This window comes from Pseudomonas sp. GW821-FHT09E04, from assembly GCF_059416185.1.
Genome location: NZ_JBWKOR010000001.1, coordinates 993,784 through 1,012,663, shown reverse-complemented (window position 1 = coordinate 1,012,663; position 18,880 = coordinate 993,784). Strand labels below are relative to the sequence as shown.

Below are 18,880 nucleotides of genomic sequence, written 5' to 3'. Positions count from 1 at the left end.
CACTGGTCAGTTGGTGCAACCGCTGCCTTGCACTTGATAGTCCAGCACATGTTCGCGGCCCTGGTGGTCGAGGTAGTTGAGTCGTGCGGGAATGACGCCGCAGGCTTGGGAAATATCGGTGCTGGAGAGGACTTTGTCGACATCCAGGTGCACGTAGAAGCCGTTGGTGTCGTGAATGACCGTGTTGTCCGGCATTTCGGCGGCGAGCACAGTGCCAGTGGCGAGGAGGGCGGTGAAGGCAAGGATCAGGGTTTTCATGATGAGTCACTCGTGTCGGTGAAGTGGATCGGCAGTGGTGCCGGAACAACTTCAGGCTACCGAGCGATCCGCTCGGCAAACCGACAACTCAATGACAAAGCTGTAATGAAACCCTGAAAACACAAATCCCCTGTGAGAACAGGGGATGTTTTTTACAGCGAATATTTTCAGCTGCCGTGGGTGCTGAGAATGCTGGCGATCTGTTGCGGCTGGCAGTTGAGGTACGGCGAGGACTTCAGCCAGTGCTGATCCGGGTACCAGGAAAACATGTACTGGCCGTCCTTCAGGCTGTCGATCACGCGTCTGGCAACCTGCGGGCGTACGGCCGGGCAACCCTGGCTGCGGCCGAGTCGGCCCGTACGTTTGCTCCAGAACAGATTCACGTAGTCGGCGGCATGGATCACAATGGCGCGGTCACGGGCCATGTCGTTGACGCCCGGTTCCAGACCGTCCATGCGCAACGAATAACCGTGGGTGCCTTCGTAACTTTCCTGGGTGCGGAACAGTCCAAGGCTGGACTGGAAACTGCCTTCGCGGTTGGAGAACCGGGTGGCGAAGTTATCACCGGACATCGATCCGTGGGCGACCAGGTCGCGCAGGATCAGTTTTTTCTTGGTCAGGTCGAAGATCCACAGGCGTCGCTCGGTGGACGGTTGCGAATAATCGATGATCGCCAGGTGACGGGACTGCTTCGCGCCGTTGTTGATTGCGCATTGCATGGCGTTCAAGGCACCTTTCAGCGCCTGGGGATTGAGTTCCGGAGCGGCGTGGGCGAGGCTGTTGTAGAGAACCGGCTGCGAGGTGCCGGCGGCAAAAACCTGACTGGTCACCAGCCCGATGGCAGTGGCAGTCAGCAGAAGTCGGCGCAAAAACGTCAACATTTAAAGTGAGTCCTCACTGGTTACATGTTTGGCACTTTGGCTCCTGACGTCCAGTCGTCCCCGGCAGGCCCGCGAATCGGACCTGACTGTATCACCGCACCTGATGTAAGGTTGACCGTCAATCAAGACGGCCATGGATTGGAGTAAAGCAGTTGTTCAAAAAGTACGCATGCTACTTGAGCATTTGTTTGCTCGCTGCGCCGTTTGTCGTTTGTGCCGATGAGCCTCTGCCGGCCCTCCCGACGCTGCCGGCAGAAATGCCTGTCGAGCCGCAAAGCCCGCTGCAGGCCGCGTTGATCAGCCTGCCTCAGGCCTGCCCGGCGATTGCCGCCCGTCTCGGCGGCCCGGCGCTCGAACAGTTGCAGGCGTTCTATCAGCAGCAGGACTGGCTGCCGGTGTGGGCGGCGGCCGGGCAATTGCCGCAATTGCACGCGCAATTGCAGCTGCTGGCCGACGATGGCCTCAATCCGAAACGCTATCCGGTCGCAGAAACAGTTCCGCAGGACGGCGATCTGTGCGCCGACATCGACATCAGTCGCAACTACCTGCAAGCCTTGCAGGACCTGCATTACGGTCGCCTGCTGCAATCGCACTTCGAGCCGCTGTGGCACGCCGACGAAACGCCGCGTGACCGTCAGGCCGAACTGCTCGCCATCGCCGTGCCGGGCATGCATGACATGGCGGCGGCCTTCGATCTGGCGCGGCCGAACCTGGCGCAATATCAGAACCTGCGTCACCTCTATGCCGCGCAACGCCTGCAAGCCTTGCCGCACTGGCAATCAGTGGGCAACGGACCGCTGCTGCGTCCGGACATGGAAGACAAACGCGTACCGGAACTGGCCAAGCGGCTGTACAGCGAAGGTTATCTGAGCAGTGTGGTCGGCACGCCGGACAACGCCTATCACGGTGTCTTGGTGGAAGCCGTGAAAAGCTTCCAGGCCAACCATTCGTTGCAGGCCGACGGTGTGGTCGGGCCGGGGACGATTGCCGAGATGAACATCAGCCCGCTGACGCGCCGCGAGCAGCTGCGGGTCAACCTTGAACGGTTCCGCTGGCTGGCCCAGGACATGGAGCCCGACGGTTTGCTGGTCAACGTCGCCGCTGCCGAACTGACCCTGTACCAGGGCGGCGAGCCGGTGTGGCAGACCCGCACCCAGGTCGGTCGCGCCGAGCGCCAGACGCCGTTGCTCAAATCCCGGGTTACGCGCCTGACGCTGAACCCGACCTGGACCGTGCCGCCGACCATCTGGAAAGAAGACAAACTGCCGGCAATCCGCAAGGATCAGACCTTCCTCAGCCGTCAGAACCTGCAAGTGCTCGACGCCAATGGCCAGCCACTGGCCGCCGCCGACATCGACTGGGACAACCCCGGCAACATCCTTCTGCGTCAGGATGCCGGGCCGCGCAATCCGCTGGGGCAGATGGTCATCCGCTTCCCCAACCCGTTCTCGGTGTACCTGCACGACACGCCGAGCAAGGCGCTGTTCGACAAGGGCCCACGGGCGTTCAGTTCCGGTTGTGTGCGGGTCGAGCATCCGATGAAACTGCGCGACTTCCTGCTCAGCCCGGCGGAAAGGGCCCGTACCGACACGTTGCTCGCCACCGGCGCTACCCATGAATTCCGCCTGAGCAACCCGGTGCCGATCCTGATGACTTACTGGACGGCACAGGTCGACGGGAAGGGCCGCGTGCTCTACGCGCCGGACATCTACAGCCGCGACAGCGCGTTGCTGGCGGGCCTTGACCGGGCGCATTGATCCTCAGCGGCTGGCGCGTTTCCAGAAAAAACGCGCCAGCCACGCATCCACACTCAATTTGCCGGCCCCGGCGAACACCAGCGGCACCAGCGCGGCCAGGTAAATCGCCGGCAGCTTGAAGTTGCCGAAGCCCTTGTTAGTGATCGCGTAACCCTGAGCCAGTTCGCTCAACGACGACCAGTCTGCCGGCCAGTGCACCGCGGCGGTGGCAACGACCGTCACGACGATCAGCGAAATGGCCGAGATCCGCGTGCCGAGTCCGATCAGAATCGCCAGCGCGCAGATCAGCTCGGCCCACATCGACAGCTCCCAGTTCAGCGTCGCCGGCAAGTGATCGAAGGGAAACGGGAAACGGTCCTGAATGTCTTCGAACCAGTTCTGGCCGTTGAATTTCTCCAGGCCCGATTCGAAAAACTCCCAGGCGATGAACAGGCGCAGGGTCAGCGGCGCCAGCCATTGGCCTGCGCGGTCGAGGTTCAGGTGCAGGCCTTTGACGGCCGTCGAGAGAGCAGTGGTCATGGGATGGCTCCGTTCAATCAAGGAAAAACGGGACACCGGCGTGCCCCGTGAAGAGGGTTATTCGCCGGCCCCGCACTTGCCTTCGCCGCATTTGCCTTCCGAGGTTTTTTCCGGGGTGTCGGCCTGGGCCTGGGTCTGGCTGTAGCCGTGATCCAGTTGCTTGACGCTGAACGCTTCAGATGCCGAAACGGCGTTGGACAGGGCCAGGCCACCGGCAAGCAGCAGGCCGAGCGTCAGGGAGGTTTTCGAGAGTTTGGTCATGGTGAATCTCCGATACGAAATGTGAGTTCAAAGGCTTGATCGGGGCTGCCGATCGACAGGTTCATTTGAACGTCGGGCTGTATCGGTGATGTGTCGCGAACGGGGGGATTTGTGCTCGTGGTGTGTCCGTCGCCGCGTCGTATACAGTGCGATACACAAACGCGGTGTGATTCGGCTGGCGGGCGCAGCGTCTAGCCACGGTGTCCCCGCAATCCCATGGGGCGAGACTTCGAGACCCGGCATGCAAGCGCTGTTGAACGAGATCCTTGACGCTGTCCGGCCCCTGATCGGGCAGGGCAAGGTGGCTGACTACATTCCCGCCCTCGGCACCGTGCCGCCCGATCAACTGGGCATCGCGGTGTACGGCAACGACGGCGAGATGTATTGCGCCGGCGATGCCGAGACACTGTTCTCGGTGCAGAGTATTTCCAAGGTGTTCAGCCTGGTGCAGGCCATCGAACACTCCGGCGAGGCGATCTGGGAGCGACTGGGCCACGAGCCGTCCGGCCAGCCGTTCAACTCGCTGGTGCAGCTGGAATTCGAACGCGGCCGTCCGCGCAATCCGTTCATCAACGCCGGGGCACTGGTGATCTGCGATATCAACCAGTCGCGTTTTGCCGCACCGGCCTTGTCGATGCGCGATTTCGTGCGTCGGTTGTCGGGCAATCCGCAGGTGATGGTCGACGGCAAAGTGGCCGAGTCTGAATACCAGCACCGCGCACGCAACGCGGCGATGGCCTACCTGATGCAATCCTTCGGCAACTTCCACAACGACGTCGAAGCGGTGCTGCGCAGCTACTTCAGCCACTGCGCGTTGCGCATGAGCTGCATCGACCTGGCCCGGGCGTTCTGCTTCCTGGCCAACGACGGCTATTGCAAGCACAGCGGCGAACAGATCCTCACCCGTCGCCAGACCCAGCAAGTCAACTCGATCATGGCCACCAGCGGCCTGTACGACGAGGCCGGCAACTTCGCCTACCGTGTCGGTTTGCCGGGCAAGAGCGGTGTCGGTGGCGGCATCGTTGCCGTAGTGCCGGGGCAATTCACGGTGTGCGTGTGGTCGCCTGAACTCAACGCAGCGGGCAACTCGCTGGCGGGCATGGCGGCGCTGGAAATGCTCAGTTCGCGGATTGGCTGGTCGGTGTTCTGAACCTGTGTTGCTTTGAGGGTGGGCAAGCTATACATTTTCCGGCCGCCCTCAATATGGTGAATCCGCTCCATGTCTCTCGCGCTCGAACGTCTCGTCGCTGGCACGCCCATCCCTTTCGCCGGTAACCGCGTCACCGTGATCAGCCCCGAACTGGCCGAGCGTTTCCGACCCGGCGACCACCTGTTGGTGGAGCAGGTGAGTGGCGAGTTGTTGCTGATTCCCGTGGTGGACCAGCAGGCGGCTTCGGTGGCGATCGAGCGTGCAGCGGCGGCGTTTACTGCGTTGTCTGCTGTGTCGGACGAAGCCATCAGCCGTTTCTTCGATCTGTTTGCCCAACGCCTGGAAAACCCGGACGCCTGGGCGCTGATCGAAACCGCCAACCTCGCTGACATCGAACGGGCCAAGGCGCGCGGTCGTTCGACCACCCGTTTGCTCGCCGACGAACGCATGCGCCGCGACATGATCGCCGGTCTGCGCGCCTGGCGTGATGCGCCGGCCACGCGCGGCAAGGTTATCAGCAGCGTCGAACACGACGGCTGGAAGGTCGAGCAAGTGGTGTCGCCGCTGGGTATCGTCGCGTTTGTGTTCGAAGGCCGGCCGAATGTTTTCGCTGACGCCGCTGGCGTACTGCGCACCGGCAACACCGCCGTGCTGCGCATTGGCAGCGATGCATTGGGCACCGCGCAAGCCATCGTCACTCACGCCTTGAACCCGGCGCTGGCCGATGCCGGGCTGCCGGCCGGCGCGGTATCGCTGGTCGAGAGCGTCAACCACGCCGCCGGTTGGGCGATGTTCGCCGACCGGCGTCTGTCGCTGGCGGTGGCCCGTGGTTCGGGCCGTGCGGTCAGCCAGTTGGGCAGCATCGCCCAGCAGGCCGGCACCGCCGTCAGCCTGCACGGCACCGGTGGCGCGTGGCTGATCGCCGATCGCGATGCCGACGCCAAGCGCTTTGCCGCTGTGGTGCGCAACTCGTTGGATCGCAAGGTCTGCAATACGTTGAATGTCTGCCTGATCCAGCGCGAGCGTGCCGCTGAACTGGTGCCGTTGTTTCTCGACGCGTTGCAGCAGGCCGGCACCGCGCGCGCTCAGGGCTGCAAATTGCACATCGTCGAAGGCAGTGAAAGCTACCTGCCGAGCGACTGGCAGAACGCGACGGTCGAGGTCTATCGCGCCGAGGGTTACCAGACCGAAGCCCTGGCCGAGCCATTGCCGGAAGCGCAACTGGGCCGCGAGTGGGAATGGGAAGAAACCCCGGAAACCAGCCTGATGATCGTCGACGATCTGGATCAGGCCATTGCGCTGTTCAACCGCTACAGCCCGCAGTTCACGGTGTCGCTGATCAGCGAGGACGCGGCGGTCCAGGAGCGTTTCTACAGCGCGGTCAATGCGCCGTTCGTGGGCAACGGGATTACCCGTTGGGTCGACGGCCAGTACGCGCTGAACAAGCCGGAACTGGGACTTTCGAACTGGGAGAGCGGACGGTTGTTCGCCCGCAGCGCAATTCTTTCCGGAGACGGTGTGTTCACCGTGCGCAGCCGCATGACCCAGGTCGATCTGGGCGTAAAACGCTGAAACCAAAACGCCGCGCCTGTCGCAATGACAGGCGCGGCGTTGTTGTTTCACTTGGCGGTGGCGGCGGATTCGATCAGGCTGGCCACGGTTTTCGGATTCGACACCATCACCACATGGGACGCGCCTTTGACCACCACGGTCTGTCTGGCGTGCGCCCGTTCGGCCATGAACGCCATCGCTTGCGGCGGGATGTTCTTGTCTTTGTCGCCATACACGAACCACGACGGAATCGTTTTCCAGGCTGGCTCGCTGGCGGCCTCGTTCAGCGCGACCTCGGTGATCGGGCGTTGGGTGGCGGCCATCAGTTTTGCGTCAGCGTTCGGAACATCGGCGGCGAACTGGTCGTGGAACTTGTCCTGCTGGATGTACAGATCCTTGCCGCCATCCTTCAGGGTAACGGGCGGCGCGAGAGTCGGGCCGAGGGTGCTTCCGGGGAATTTGCCGGCTAGTCCGGCCACGGTTTCACCGGCTTCGGGCGCCAGTGCCGCGACATACACCAGCGCCTTGACGTTGGCGTTGCCGTACGCGGCTTCACTGATCACCGGCCCGCCATAGGAGTGGCCGACCAGCACCACAGGCGACTTGATTCCGGCCAGCACGTCGGCGACTGATTGCGCATCGCCCTTGAGCGTACGCAGCGGGTTGGCCGCCGCGATCACCGGATAACCGTCCTTTTCCAGAATCTTCACCACACCGTTCCAGCTGCTGGAGTCGGCGAAGGCACCGTGCACCAGCACCACGGTGGGTTTCTCGGCGGCCATCGCCGAGGTGGCGCCGGCCATGGCGGCGGCGAGGGCCAGTCCTGCAAACAGCTTGTTCATCGAATGTTCCTTGTGTCGGGAGGAGGGATGCAGCGTCAGGGCTTATTCAAGGCGCACGCTGTATCGGTGATGTGTCCGCCTTCCGGTGCGGGTGCATGGAACTGTGTCTGGCAGGGCGCTGGCTACACGCTGATACAAAGCAAACGCCCCGGCAGGTGCGGGGCGTTCGGTTCAGGCGGCATCGACCGTTTGGCCATACACCGCGCACGTCGATGGTTGCTCAGCCAGCGAGACGAAGGTGCGGCGGTCGGCGCTCAAGGCATCGATGGAGCCGGTCTCGATGTCATAGACCCAGCCGTGCAGGTTCAGCAGGCCTTTCTCCTGGGCCAGACGCACGCTCGGGTGGGTCTGAATGTTCGCCAGTTGGGCGATCACGTTCTCGCGCACCATCGAACTCAGCTTGGCCGCGTCATTGGCGTGTGGCCGCGATTCGTTGACCACCTTCGCCGACTCGGCATGTTGCAGCCAGCCGCTGACAGCGGGCAGGTGATCCATGCATTTGCACTGGGCGATGGCGGTCATGGCGCCGCAATCGGAGTGGCCGCAGATCACGATGTCGGTCACGCCAAGCACGGCCACCGCGTATTCCACCGTCGCCGAAACCCCACCCGGGTGCGGGCTGTAGGACGGCACGATATTGCCGGCGTTGCGGATCACGAACAGTTCGCCGGGTTCTTGTTGGGTCAGCAGTTCCGGAATTACACGGCTGTCGGAGCAAGTGATGAACAAGGTGCCCGGGGTCTGGGTAGTCGCCAGGTATTTGAACAGTTCAGTGCGTTGCGGAAAGGCTTCGCTCTGGAACTTCAGGAATCCTTCGATCAGGTTTTTCATGGTGTGTCCTCTCAGTTGGAGCAGCCAGTGCCGAACTCGCTGTATTGAAGAATGTGTTTTGCGCCGTGACTGTCGAGGTAGGTCATCTCGACCGGCACTACGCCGCAGACGTCGGCGACCGGGGTGATGCTCACGACCTGCGCGATGTCCAGTTGCATGCCGTAGCGGTAGGCGACAGCTTCTTCACTGGCCTGGGCTTGAGCGCAAAGGCCGGCGAGCAGGGCCAGGGACAACAGAATTTTTTGCATGGGGCAGCCTCCAGACGGATGTGGTGACGACTTGGCAATTCAGGTTTGGGTGGGCCCGCACGCGGGGTGCGGGCTCGGGGTGGATCAGAACGGACGCAGCGGGAGGAACTTGCCGTCGAGGGTGACCACGGCGCGGGAACCGCCTTCAGGGTCTTCGACTTTCTTGATGTCGAGCTTGAAGTTGATTGCGCTGATGATGCCGTCGCCGAACTGTTCGTGAACCAGTGCCTTCAGGGTGGTGCCGTAGATCTGGATCATTTCGTGGAAGCGGTAGATGGTCGGGTCGGTCGGCACACCATCGAGGCTGCCGCGCAGCGGGATGATTTGCAGGGCGGCGACGTCTTCGGCGCTCAGCTCAAGCTTGTCGCCAACGACTTCCGCGGCGGCTTTTGGCAGCGGGTGTTGGCCGAGGAGGGCGGCGGTGACGTAGGCCAGGCTCAGGCCGGTGCCGTCGGCCAGGTCCTGCCACGACAGGTTTTTCTGTGCCTTGGCATCCAGAGCGCGAGTGGTCAGGGCGATGCGGCTGTCGTTGTAGGCTTGAGATTGCATGGTGTTTCTCCTTTCGGGGTTGGCTTGCTGTGTGGGGTTCATCTTCTGCCGATTGATCCATAGCGTCCAAGACCGATATACAATGCAAGGCATAAGCACTGCCTATAGATGGAGAGCCCCCATGCTGCTGCGACATTTGCGTTACCTGCTGGCCGTGGCCGATCACGGCGGTTTCACCCGGGCGGCCGAGGCGCTGCACGTGTCGCAGCCGACCCTGTCGCAGCAGATCCGCCAGTTGGAGGAAAGCCTCGGTGTGGATCTGTTCGACCGCACCTCGCGTTCGGTCAAACCCACTGACGCCGGCCAGGCCTACATCGAATGCGCACGACGGGTGCTGGTGGAGCTGGAGGCGGGCAAGCGCGCGTTGCATGACGTGAAGGATCTGTCCCGAGGCTCGCTGCGCCTGGCCATGACGCCGACCTTCATGGCGTATCTGGTGGGGCCGTTGGTGCGCGATTACGTGGCGCGGTATCCGGGGATTCACCTGGAGATTTTCGAGTTGTCGATGGATGACATCGAGGCCGGGCTGGCGGATGACTCGCTGGATATCGCGATTGCTTTCACACCGGTGCGCAACCCGGACATTGAATGCATTCCGGCGTTTGTCGAGACGCTGGGCGTGATGGTCGGGCGTGAACATCCGTTGTATGACAGTGCTGCAGTGCTGACGCCGGATGACATTGCGCAGCTGGATTTCGCTCTGTTGGCGCCGGACTTCATCACGCGGCTGTCGATTGACGAGTATTTCCGTCAGCACGGCATCACGCCCAAGGTGCAGATCGAAGTGAACTCGGTAAGTACATTGCTGGAAGTGATCCGGCATGCGCCGATTGCGACCATGCTGCCGGAGGCGATTGCGACGGAGGATCGGGCGTTGCGCCGGTTGCGGGTCGAGAGTGAGGCGCCGCAGCGGGGGGCGGCGTTGTTGCGGCGCAAGAACAATTATCACAGTGCGGCGGCGGTGGCGTTCATGGAGATGGTGTTGGAAAACCGTTCATGAACATTGCGGGTGATCAATAAAAAAGGGCCTGCTCCTTATCGGAAGCAGGCCCTTTTGTTTATTGAAGTTAGAACTCAGTAGAACCGATCAATCACCCGAACTTCGTTCTTGTTCTGCATCGAGTCCCACGCCTGTTTCAGCGTTTGCAGAACATTACCGATGAAGTCCTTGTCGGCCGCAGCTTTCTTGCCGACATAGCCGTGGCCGCGGCGGTACATCTTCAGGCGGGCCAGCAGATTCTGGTTGTTCCGGTCGAACTCGTCTTCACCAGCATGGGGCGACAGGCAGTCGATATGCACCTGACCCGACTTGCTGATCCACAGAATATGGCTGTCGTGGCTGTCTTTTTGCGCAGCGAACATACGAGCCAGTTCTTCGATAGTTGGTTGATTGTTCAGATTCATGATTTTGCCCCTTGACCAGTCTGGTGATCTTTCAAAGTTGATTCGCTAATACAGGTAGCCCATCGGTTAGTTGATCCCTGGCACCGAAACCAGGACGTCAGCGGTCGCCCGTGTGAAGTACGGGGTCATGCATCTGTTGCATGTAGTCGTGTTGAATAACTGCTACGCAATAGCGTCACAACGAGGAGAAGCAGCGAAAACCGGGAGGCTCCTTGACGACGTTTTCAGGGTCGACCACAAGCGTCTTGAGAATTTTCGCCAGCGCTTCTCGTCCTTGTACTGGACGTTCAGGCCAGGTCAGCTTCTTCAATCTGCCTTGTGGGCAGCGTGTATCCGGAAAAAACAGCTCGGCGGTCAGACGAGCTTGCTCAAGCGTGTTGCCAGTGCTCCCGATCGGGGAGACGTCTGCATCATGCAAAAGCCAAACGACGCCGTCAACGGTTTTGTAGTGATTATTTTTGGTCACTACATATTGTCGGACAAAGTCATTCTGGAATGAGAAAAGAGCCGTTCAGGCAGCGTGGGAGGGGCTGCGCAGGCAGTAGAACGTGCAGGGATAACCGTCTACGGTTTTCTGCTGGCGAGTGAAGTCGCCGCCGCTCACCTCGGGGATCACCCTGGCCCAGAACCGCTGCGCAGGCAGGTTGGCGTCGACATGGAAAATCTGCCATTGACCGGGCAAATGGCTCAAGAGGGCAGAGGCGACAAACTGCGCGACGCCTTGGCCACGCCAGCGCCGGCTGACGAAGAAATAGCCGATGTTGTAGTCGGCGCCCTCGATGAGGAGGTGGTCATCGACGGTCACGAACCCCGCCAGTTCGCCGTCGACGTGAATCAGGAACGGACGGGTTGCCGGTTGGCGCCAGTAATCGTCCTTCAACTGGATCGGGAAGAAACCATGCCCGCCCAGCTTCAGCGGCAGCCATTCGCTGAAGTCGTAGGTGTAGAACTGCATCAGGTTTTCGAGGGTGTCCAGTTCGTCGCGCCGGGCGACGCGCAGTTCGATGACAGACATGTCACTGGCTCCTGACAATCACTGCAGAAACAGTAGCGCGCAGAGGGCTATTTGGCTGCCGGTTTCGTCGTACGTTTGCTGGTGCCGGTGGTTTTGCGCCGAGTGGTCTTGCGCTTGTTCTTCCACGGTGCAGCGGCTTTGCCGGCAGGGGGCGGGCCGCTGATGGTCAGGCTCAGGCCGGCACAACGGCTCACTTGCTTGCTCATCCACGCGGCCTGTTTGGTGACGAACTCTTCCAGACTCATCTCGCCGCTCTGCACCATGTCCAGCGCCTGTTCCCAGATCGCCGTGGTGCCGGGGTCGGCAATCGCTCGCGGCACCGCGTCGATCAGGCTGAACGCGGCGGGCGTGGCGGCGAGGGCCTTGCCGTTCTTCACCAGATAACCGCGATCCAGCAGGCCCTGGATGATCGAGGCGCGGGTGGCTTCGGTGCCGATGCCGGTGGTGTCCTTGAGTTTCTGCTTGAGCAGCGGGTCTTCCACCAGTTTGGCGACGTTTTTCATCGCCTTGATCAGATCGCCTTCGGTGTAGGGCTTGGGTGGCTGCGTCCACAGGTCCTTGAGCTTCACATCCGCCACGGCGCACTCGGCGCCCTGTGTCAGCGTCGGCAGGGTTTGCGGGGCAGGGGCTTCACGGCCCTTGGCCGGGGCCAGTGCTTCCGGCAACGCGCGTTTCCAGCCCGGCTCGATGATCTGCTTGCCGACGGCACGCAAGGCTTCACCGGCGCAATCGAAGTCGGCCTGGGTGCGGTCGTATTCATGATTGGGCAGGAACTGCGCCAGATACCGCGCACGAATCAGCGTGTAGACCGCGCGGTGCTTGCCGGTCAGACGCTCCAGATTCTTAGCGGCGGCGGTGGGGATGATGCCGTGGTGGGCACTGACCTTGGCGTCGTTCCAGGCGCGGGAGCGGCGCTGTGGCTCCAGATGTTCGCGCAAGGCGTCGAGGCTCGGGTCGGCTTGGCGCAGCGCCGCGAGAATCCCCGGCGCCTCGCTGTGCTGGCTCACGGGCAGGTAGCCGCAATCGCTGCGCGGGTAGGTGATGACTTTGTAAGTTTCGTAGAGGGCCTGGGCGATGTCGAGGGTTTCCTGGGCGCCGAGGCCGAGCTTCTTCGAGCAGACTTCCTGCAAGGTGCCGAGATCGAAGGGCAGGGGCGCCACTTCGCGCATGCGCTCGGTGCGCAGCTTGACCACCCGGGCGCTGGCGGCGCTGCTGATTGCGGCGGCCGCTTGCTGGGCGAGAGCCTGATTGAGGCAGCGATCCTGATCGTCACAGGCATCGTTCGGCGCACGCCATTGCGCCGTGAACGCCGTGCCGTCCTGCAGCAGTTGCACATCGATGGCCCAATACGCGACAGGCACGAAATCGGCGATGCTACGGTCGCGATCCACCACCAGCCGCAGGGTCGGCGTCTGCACCCGGCCCACCGGCAACACGCCTTGATAGCCGGATTGCCGGCCAAGCAGGGTGAACAGGCGACTCATGTTCATCCCGATCAGCCAGTCTGCTCGTGAACGCCCCAATGCCGAGTGATAGAGGCTGAAGGTTTCTGCGCCCGGCTTCAGAGCCGCCAAAGCCTTGCGGATCGATGCTTCGTCCAGTGCCGACAGCCACAAGCGGCGGATCGGCCCGCGATAGCGGCAATGTTCCACCAGTTCCCGGGCGATCATCTCGCCTTCGCGGTCGGCGTCGGTGGCGATGATCAGTTCGCTGGCCTCGCCGAGCAGGCGTTTGACTGCCTTGTACTGGCCGGCAGTGCGCGGCTTGACGGTCATTTTCCATTTGTCCGGGATGATCGGCAGGTCCGCCAGCACCCAGCGCTTGTAGCGTGCGTCGTAGGCGTCCGGCGGGGCGGTTTCCAGCAAGTGGCCGATGCACCAGGTCACCGTGACGTCCGTTCCCAGCCAGCAGCCGTCGCCTCGGCGCCTGGCGCCCAGCACGGCCGCAATATCCTTGGCCTGGGAAGGTTTTTCACAGAGGTACAGCCGCATAACCACCGTCGTCGATCATTGCCCGAAGAGGCGCACAGAATGGCCTGACTCGGGCGAAGGGGCAACTTTTATCTGTATGGATATACAGATAAAAGGATTGCCGGTCATGACAGCTGTCGCCGGGGCAATCGGGGACGCTATCGAGAAATTGATTAGCGCCCCCCTTGGCGGCTGTGGCAGGTTCAATCTGCCTCAACAGGGCGAGTGACAGGACGATCTCGCCAGAAGATCGCCGTTTTTCTGTCTGACACTGACCATTTAGAAACAAGGACGTACACCATGTCTCAACCTTCCTCTCAGGCCACCAGCGCCTTCACCGCGGTCGACACTTTCAGCCACCTGTATGACCGTGGCACCGGGACCGTCAACGGCAAGCCGTCGTTCACCGCCGACCAGGCCGCCGACGAAATCCTGCGCAAGGGCATGTCGTGGCAAGACAAGAACGCTGACGGCAAGATTGATCTGACCTACACGTTCCTGACCGACAAACCGTCGAACTACAACCCGAAACTTGGCAACTTCAGCGAGTTCAGCGATCAGCAGAAAGACCAGGCCATCCTGTCGATGCAATCGTGGTCGGACGTGGCCAAAGTCACCTTCACCGAGGGCAAGGGTGGCGACGGTCACATGACCTTCGGCAACTACGACGTCAGCACCGGCGGCGCGGCGTTTGCCTACCTGCCGCAGGGCAGCAGCTACGACGGTCAGTCGTGGTATCTGATCAACGATAAGTACCAGGTCAACAAGACCCCGGACACCAACAACTACGGGCGTCAGACCCTGACCCACGAAATCGGCCACACCCTCGGCCTGTCGCACCCGGGCGCCTACAACGCCGGCAATGGCAACCCGACCTACGGCGACGCCAAGTACGCCGAAGACACCCGTGGCTACAGCCTGATGAGCTACTGGAGCGAAGCCAACACCGACCAGAACTTCAGCAAGGACGGCAGCGGCGCCTACGCCTCCGCACCGTTGCTGGACGACATCGTCGCCGTGCAGAAACTCTACGGTGCCAACCTGGAAACCCGTGCCGACGACACCGTGTACGGCTTCAACTCCAACGCCGACCGCGACTACTACAGCGCTACTTCGGACACCTCCAAAGTGGTGTTCTCGGTGTGGGACGGCGGCGGCAATGACACCCTGGACTTCTCCGGCTTCAGCCAGAACCAGAAGATCAACCTCAATGAAGGTTCGTTCTCCGACGTCGGCGGCCTGGTGGGCAACGTCTCCATCGCGTATGGCGTGACCGTTGAAAACGCGGTGGGCGGCTCGGGCAATGACCTGTTGATCGGCAACGCGGCGGCCAACGACCTGATTGGCGGTGCCGGCAACGACATCATCTACGGCGGTGGCGGTGGTGATTCGCTGTGGGGCGGTGAAGGCGCAGACACCTTCGTGTTCGGCGCTGCCAGCGATTCGACCATGACCGCGCCGGACTGGATCATGGATTTCACCAGTGGCCTGGACAAGATCGACTTGTCGGGCATCGCCGGTTTTGCCACGGGGGCGGCCACGCTGAACTTCGTCAGCGGCTTTACCGGGCACGCGGGTGACGCGATCCTCACTTACTTCGAACAGACCAACCAGACCAGCCTGATGATCGACCTGACGGGCCAGGGCTCGGTGGACTTCGCAGTGGGTGTGGTGGGGCAGGCCGTGGCGACCGATATCGTCGCCTGATCTGCAACCGGAAAACCGCAGCCTTCGCCGGCTGCGGTTTTTTTATGAGCGGAAAAAAACCGTTCGGCTGCGAACCCGACGAGATCCGGCCGCATGGGTTATACCTGAAGCGCTCTCTTCGCTGCTGTCAGGAGAAACCGATGAAAACCTCCGGTCCCAGTCCCGTCATCACCATCGCCGAGCAGCCAGGCTGCCTGCTGGTGAAGTTCCATGGCATACAAGTCGCCGCCTCCGCCCGAGCATTGGTGCTGCTCGAGGCCAATTATCCGCCGGTCTACTACATCCCCCGCGAAGACATCGACGAAAAATACTTCGCCCGCACCGACCACACGAGTTATTGCCCGTACAAGGGCGACGCCAATTATTTCAGTCTGCAAGTGCCCGGGCATGAGGGGGCGAACGCGGTGTGGACGTACGAACATCCGAAGATCTCGGTCAGCCAGATCAAGGATTACGTTGCGTTCTATCCCGATCAGGTGAAGTTTGAATTGCTGGAGGCGGAGGTCTGAAATTCAGTGCGGTGGCGAGGGTGTGAACCCCTCGCCACCCTGATCAAGGATCAGTTCTTGTCGAGGTCGATATTCTTCGTCTCACGCAGACAAATCATTCCCACCACCAGGCTCACCCCGGTAATCAGCACCGGGTACCACAGCCCGTAGAAAATATCCCCGGTGTACACCACCAGCGCAAACGACACGGTCGGCAGGAAACCGCCGAACCAGCCGTTGCCGATGTGGTACGGCAAGGACATCGAGGTGTAGCGGATGCGGGTCGGGAACAGTTCGACCATCAGTGCAGCGAGTGGGCCGTAGCACATGGCGGAGATGATGATCAGGGCGACGATCAGGGCCACGATCATCGGCTTGTTGATCTGCTGCAGGTCAGCCTGTTGCGGGTAGCCGGCGAGGGTGATCGCGCCGCGCAGGGCGGCCTCGTCGAAGCCATCGAGTTTGACGTCGCCGACGCTCACTTGCACCGCGCTGCCCGCCGGGGCGGCGATGCTGGAGTAGGGCAGGCCTTGCTTGACCAGGAAGGTCTTGACCTTGTCGCACGGGCTGTCGAATTTGGCTTTGCCCACCGGGTCGAACTGGAAGGTGCAGGTGGCCGGATCCGCCACAACAGTGATCGGCGCCTGTTGGCTGGCATGGTCGATGGCCGGGTTGGCGTAGTGGGCCAGGGATTTGAAGATCGGGAAGTACAGCGCCGTCGCCAGCAGCAGGCCGAGCATCAGCACCGGTTTGCGTCCGACCTTGTCCGACAGCCAGCCGAAAATGATGAAGAACGGCGCGCCGATCACCACGCTGATGATCAGCAGACTGTTGGCCACCGCCGGGTCCATTTTCAGGAACTGGGTGAGGAAGAACAGCACGTAGAACTGTGCGGCGTAGAAGGTCACCGCTTGCCCGGCGTTGATGCTGAACAGGGCGATCAGCACGACTTTGAGGTTTTCCCATTTACCGAAGGATTCGCGGATCGGCGCCTTGCTGGCCTTGCCTTCCTCTTTCATCTTCAGATAGGCCGGCGACTCGTGCAGGCTCAGGCGAATCCAGGTGGAAATCCCCAGCAGTACGATCGACAGCAGGAACGGAATACGCCAGCCCCAGACTTCGAACTGATCACCGGTGAAGTAGCGGCACCCGAGCACCACCAGCAGTGACAACAGCAAGCCGAGGGTCGCGGTGGATTGAATCCAGCTGGTGTGGAAACCGCGTTTGCCGATGGGCGCGTGTTCTGCCACGTAAGTCGCGGCGCCGCCGTACTCGCCGCCGAGGGCCAGGCCCTGAAGCATGCGCAGCCCCACGAGAATGATCGGCGCGGCGATACCGATGCTGGCGTAGGTCGGCAGCAGGCCCACGGCGAACGTCGCCACGCCCATCAGAATGATGGTCGCCAGGAACGTGTATTTGCGCCCGATCATGTCCCCCAACCGACCGAACACCAGCGCCCCGAACGGCCGCACGATGAAGCCTGCGGCAAACGCCATCAACGCGAAGATGAATGCCGTGGTGTCGTTGACCCCGGCAAAGAACTGCTTGCTGATCACCGCCGCCAGGGCGCCGTAGAGAAAGAAGTCATACCACTCGAACACCGTCCCCAGGGACGAGGCGAAGATGACCTTTCGGGTATCGGGGCTGGCGTCCGCGCTGCGCACGGCGTCCAGAGACTGAACGTGTTCTGACATATCGGTATCCCTCACAGTGATTGTTTTTGTTGTTCCACTGTCGGCGCCGACCTCGTGGGCTGGCGCCGCTATTCCTTTGGTCAAGAGAGTGCGGGCAATGCTTTTTCTTCGGCGGGAAAACTCCGGGCGGTTGGGTTGAGGATCAGCTGTGCCGCTTTTTCGGCAATCATCAGCGTAGGCGAACAGGTGTTGCCCGAGGTAATGCGCGGCATGATCGACGCATCGGCAATCCGCAGACCGGGCACACCGTGCACGCGCAATTGCGCATCGACCACCGCGTTCGCGTCATTGCCCATGCGACAGGTGCCGACCGGGTGGAAAATCGTCGTGCCGATTTTCGCCGCCGCTTCGTGCAGTTGTTCTTCGGTTTGCAGGTTGGCGCCAGGCAGGTATTCCACCGGGTTGAAGGCTTGCAGGGCCGGGGCGCTGACGATGCGCCGGGTCAGGCGAATCGCATCGGCGGCCACGCGCAGGTCTTCGGGATGGCTCAGGTAATTGGGCTGGATCAGCGGCGCTTCCTGAGGATCGGCGGAACGGATCTCGATCCGGCCACGGCTCTGTGGCCGTAAATCACACACCGACGCGGTGAACGCGGGGAAGCTGTGCAACGGCTCGCCAAAACGCTCCAGCGACAGCGGCTGCACGTGGTATTCGAGATTGGCCGAGGTCTGTTCCGGCCCTGAGCGGGCAAACGCGCCCAACTGACTCGGCGCCATCGACAACGGCCCGCTGCGGTCATACAGATAGCGCAGGCCCATGCCCATCTTGCCCCACACACTGCCGGCGATCTGGTTGAGGGTGCGGGCATTTTCCAGTTTGTAGATCAGCCGCAGTTGCAGGTGATCCTGCAGATTACCGCCGACGCCCGGCAGTTCATGCACCACGCCGATCCCGAGCTTTTCCAGCAGCGGACGAGGGCCGATTCCGGAGCGTTGCAGAATGCTCGGCGAGCCCACGGAGCCTGCGCACAACACGATCTCCTTGCGCGCCTTGAAGCGCTTTTCCTGACCTTGCCAACGTGCGCTGACCCTTGCGGCGCGACCGTCCTCGAACAGCACGCGATCCACCTCGACGTCGGTCAACACCGTGAGATTGGCCCGATCGCGAATCGGCTTCAGAAACGCCTTCGCCGCATTCCAGCGCACCCCGGCTTTCTGATTGACCTGAAAGTAGCCGCAACCCTCGTTGTCGCCCTGATTGAAGTCATCGATGCTGGCGATGCCGCTCTGTTCGGCAGCGCTGCGAAACGCATCGAGAATCGGCCATGACAGGCGCTGGCGTTCGACTCGCCATTCACCTTGGTCACCATGAAAGTCCGCCGCGCCGGCAAAGTGGTTTTCGCTCTGTTTGAACAGCGGCAGCACGTCATTCCAGGACCAGCCCGGATTGCCCTCGGCGGCCCAGCCGTCGTAGTCGTTGGCCTGGCCGCGCATGTAGATCATGCCGTTGATTGACGAGCAGCCGCCCAGCACTTTGCCACGCGGATAACTCAGTGCGCGGCCGTTGAGGCCCGGTTGTTCTTCGGTCTTGAAGCACCAGTCGGTGCGCGGGTTGCCGATGCAGAACAGGTAACCCACGGGGATGTGAATCCACGGATAGTTGTCGCGCCCGCCTGCCTCCAGCAACAGCACCCGCTGCTGTGGGTCCGCCGACAGCCGATTGGCCAGCAAACACCCGGCCGGCCCGGCGCCGACCACGATGTAATCGAATTCATCGAGGGAAGTCTGCATTCCCTGACCTCGCTTATTGTTTTTG

The 18,880-nt window shown here is 61.8% G+C and carries 20 protein-coding genes; 6 read left to right on the top strand and 14 right to left on the bottom strand.

The window, feature by feature from the left end:
- Positions 1-6: 6 nt before the first annotated feature.
- Both AC07N4_RS04590 and AC07N4_RS04585 read right to left on the bottom strand, forming a co-directional pair.
- A complete protein-coding gene (locus AC07N4_RS04590) occupies positions 7-258 on the bottom strand; it encodes a DUF2790 domain-containing protein (RefSeq protein ID WP_493065058.1) in 252 nt (83 codons plus the stop codon).
- Positions 259-425: 167 nt separating this feature from the next.
- Positions 426-1,139, bottom strand: a complete 714-nt coding sequence (locus AC07N4_RS04585) for a murein L,D-transpeptidase catalytic domain family protein (protein ID WP_096820189.1) — start codon at positions 1,137-1,139, stop codon at positions 426-428.
- 152 nt (positions 1,140-1,291) lie between these two features.
- On the opposite strand from AC07N4_RS04585, the gene AC07N4_RS04580 reads away from it, so the two are divergent.
- Positions 1,292-2,896: a L,D-transpeptidase family protein gene (locus tag AC07N4_RS04580; protein ID WP_102622068.1), complete on the top strand. Its 1,605-nt coding sequence runs from the start codon at positions 1,292-1,294 to the stop codon at positions 2,894-2,896.
- A 3-nt stretch (positions 2,897-2,899) separates the two neighbouring features.
- Here the strand turns inward: AC07N4_RS04580 and AC07N4_RS04575 are convergent, their stop codons facing one another.
- Both AC07N4_RS04575 and AC07N4_RS04570 read right to left on the bottom strand, forming a co-directional pair.
- Positions 2,900-3,415 carry an HvfX family Cu-binding RiPP maturation protein gene (locus tag AC07N4_RS04575; protein ID WP_096820187.1) on the bottom strand — a complete coding sequence of 172 codons (516 nt, stop codon included), beginning with the start codon at positions 3,413-3,415 and terminating at the stop codon, positions 2,900-2,902.
- Positions 3,416-3,472: 57 nt separating this feature from the next.
- Positions 3,473-3,676: an HvfA family oxazolone/thioamide-modified RiPP metallophore gene (locus AC07N4_RS04570; protein ID WP_493065057.1), complete on the bottom strand. Its 204-nt coding sequence runs from the start codon at positions 3,674-3,676 to the stop codon at positions 3,473-3,475.
- Between the two features lie 241 nt (positions 3,677-3,917).
- Between AC07N4_RS04570 and glsB the strand changes: the two genes are divergently transcribed.
- Complete coding sequence (glsB, locus tag AC07N4_RS04565) at positions 3,918-4,826, top strand: glutaminase B (RefSeq protein WP_096820185.1); 909 nt, start codon at positions 3,918-3,920, stop codon at positions 4,824-4,826.
- A 69-nt stretch (positions 4,827-4,895) separates the two neighbouring features.
- On the top strand, positions 4,896-6,398 hold the full coding sequence (locus tag AC07N4_RS04560) for an aldehyde dehydrogenase family protein (RefSeq protein ID WP_493065056.1): 1,503 nt from the start codon (positions 4,896-4,898) through the stop codon (positions 6,396-6,398).
- A gap of 47 nt (positions 6,399-6,445) precedes the next feature.
- Here AC07N4_RS04560 and AC07N4_RS04555 read toward each other — a convergent pair whose 3' ends face one another.
- From AC07N4_RS04555 to cynS, 4 genes are all read right to left on the bottom strand, one after another.
- On the bottom strand, positions 6,446-7,219 hold the full coding sequence (locus tag AC07N4_RS04555) for an alpha/beta fold hydrolase (RefSeq protein ID WP_493065055.1): 774 nt from the start codon (positions 7,217-7,219) through the stop codon (positions 6,446-6,448).
- A gap of 171 nt (positions 7,220-7,390) precedes the next feature.
- Complete coding sequence (locus AC07N4_RS04550; RefSeq protein ID WP_096820182.1) at positions 7,391-8,050, bottom strand: carbonic anhydrase; 660 nt, start codon at positions 8,048-8,050, stop codon at positions 7,391-7,393.
- Positions 8,051-8,061: 11 nt separating this feature from the next.
- Positions 8,062-8,298, bottom strand: coding sequence for a DUF2790 domain-containing protein (locus tag AC07N4_RS04545; RefSeq protein ID WP_096820181.1), 237 nt, complete (start codon positions 8,296-8,298; stop codon positions 8,062-8,064).
- A gap of 84 nt (positions 8,299-8,382) precedes the next feature.
- Positions 8,383-8,847, bottom strand: coding sequence for a cyanase (cynS, locus tag AC07N4_RS04540; RefSeq protein ID WP_011334741.1), 465 nt, complete (start codon positions 8,845-8,847; stop codon positions 8,383-8,385).
- 121 nt (positions 8,848-8,968) lie between these two features.
- Between cynS and cynR the strand changes: the two genes are divergently transcribed.
- Positions 8,969-9,847, top strand: a complete 879-nt coding sequence (gene cynR / locus AC07N4_RS04535; RefSeq protein ID WP_273538974.1) for a transcriptional regulator CynR — start codon at positions 8,969-8,971, stop codon at positions 9,845-9,847.
- A gap of 74 nt (positions 9,848-9,921) precedes the next feature.
- Here the strand turns inward: cynR and AC07N4_RS04530 are convergent, their stop codons facing one another.
- The 4 genes from AC07N4_RS04530 to AC07N4_RS04515 form a co-directional block, all read right to left on the bottom strand.
- On the bottom strand, positions 9,922-10,251 hold the full coding sequence (locus tag AC07N4_RS04530) for a hypothetical protein (RefSeq protein ID WP_102622063.1): 330 nt from the start codon (positions 10,249-10,251) through the stop codon (positions 9,922-9,924).
- A 175-nt stretch (positions 10,252-10,426) separates the two neighbouring features.
- Positions 10,427-10,717, bottom strand: coding sequence for a hypothetical protein (locus AC07N4_RS04525; protein WP_493065054.1), 291 nt, complete (start codon positions 10,715-10,717; stop codon positions 10,427-10,429).
- 45 nt (positions 10,718-10,762) lie between these two features.
- Positions 10,763-11,266 (bottom strand): GNAT family N-acetyltransferase, encoded by a 504-nt coding sequence (locus AC07N4_RS04520; protein ID WP_096820177.1) that lies wholly within the window; start codon positions 11,264-11,266, stop codon positions 10,763-10,765.
- Positions 11,267-11,313: 47 nt separating this feature from the next.
- Positions 11,314-13,257: a DNA topoisomerase III gene (locus tag AC07N4_RS04515; protein ID WP_493065053.1), complete on the bottom strand. Its 1,944-nt coding sequence runs from the start codon at positions 13,255-13,257 to the stop codon at positions 11,314-11,316.
- A gap of 279 nt (positions 13,258-13,536) precedes the next feature.
- Here AC07N4_RS04515 and AC07N4_RS04510 point away from each other — a divergent pair, with 279 nt between their 5' ends.
- Both AC07N4_RS04510 and AC07N4_RS04505 read left to right on the top strand, forming a co-directional pair.
- On the top strand, positions 13,537-14,943 hold the full coding sequence (locus tag AC07N4_RS04510; RefSeq protein WP_493065052.1) for a serralysin family metalloprotease: 1,407 nt from the start codon (positions 13,537-13,539) through the stop codon (positions 14,941-14,943).
- Positions 14,944-15,083: 140 nt separating this feature from the next.
- A complete protein-coding gene (locus AC07N4_RS04505; protein WP_096820174.1) occupies positions 15,084-15,452 on the top strand; it encodes a DUF427 domain-containing protein in 369 nt (122 codons plus the stop codon).
- 50 nt (positions 15,453-15,502) lie between these two features.
- Here the strand turns inward: AC07N4_RS04505 and AC07N4_RS04500 are convergent, their stop codons facing one another.
- Both AC07N4_RS04500 and AC07N4_RS04495 read right to left on the bottom strand, forming a co-directional pair.
- Positions 15,503-17,125, bottom strand: coding sequence for an MFS transporter (locus AC07N4_RS04500; protein ID WP_493065051.1), 1,623 nt, complete (start codon positions 17,123-17,125; stop codon positions 15,503-15,505).
- An 80-nt stretch (positions 17,126-17,205) separates the two neighbouring features.
- Positions 17,206-18,855 (bottom strand): GMC family oxidoreductase, encoded by a 1,650-nt coding sequence (locus AC07N4_RS04495; protein ID WP_493065050.1) that lies wholly within the window; start codon positions 18,853-18,855, stop codon positions 17,206-17,208.
- Positions 18,856-18,880: the final 25 nt, after the last annotated feature.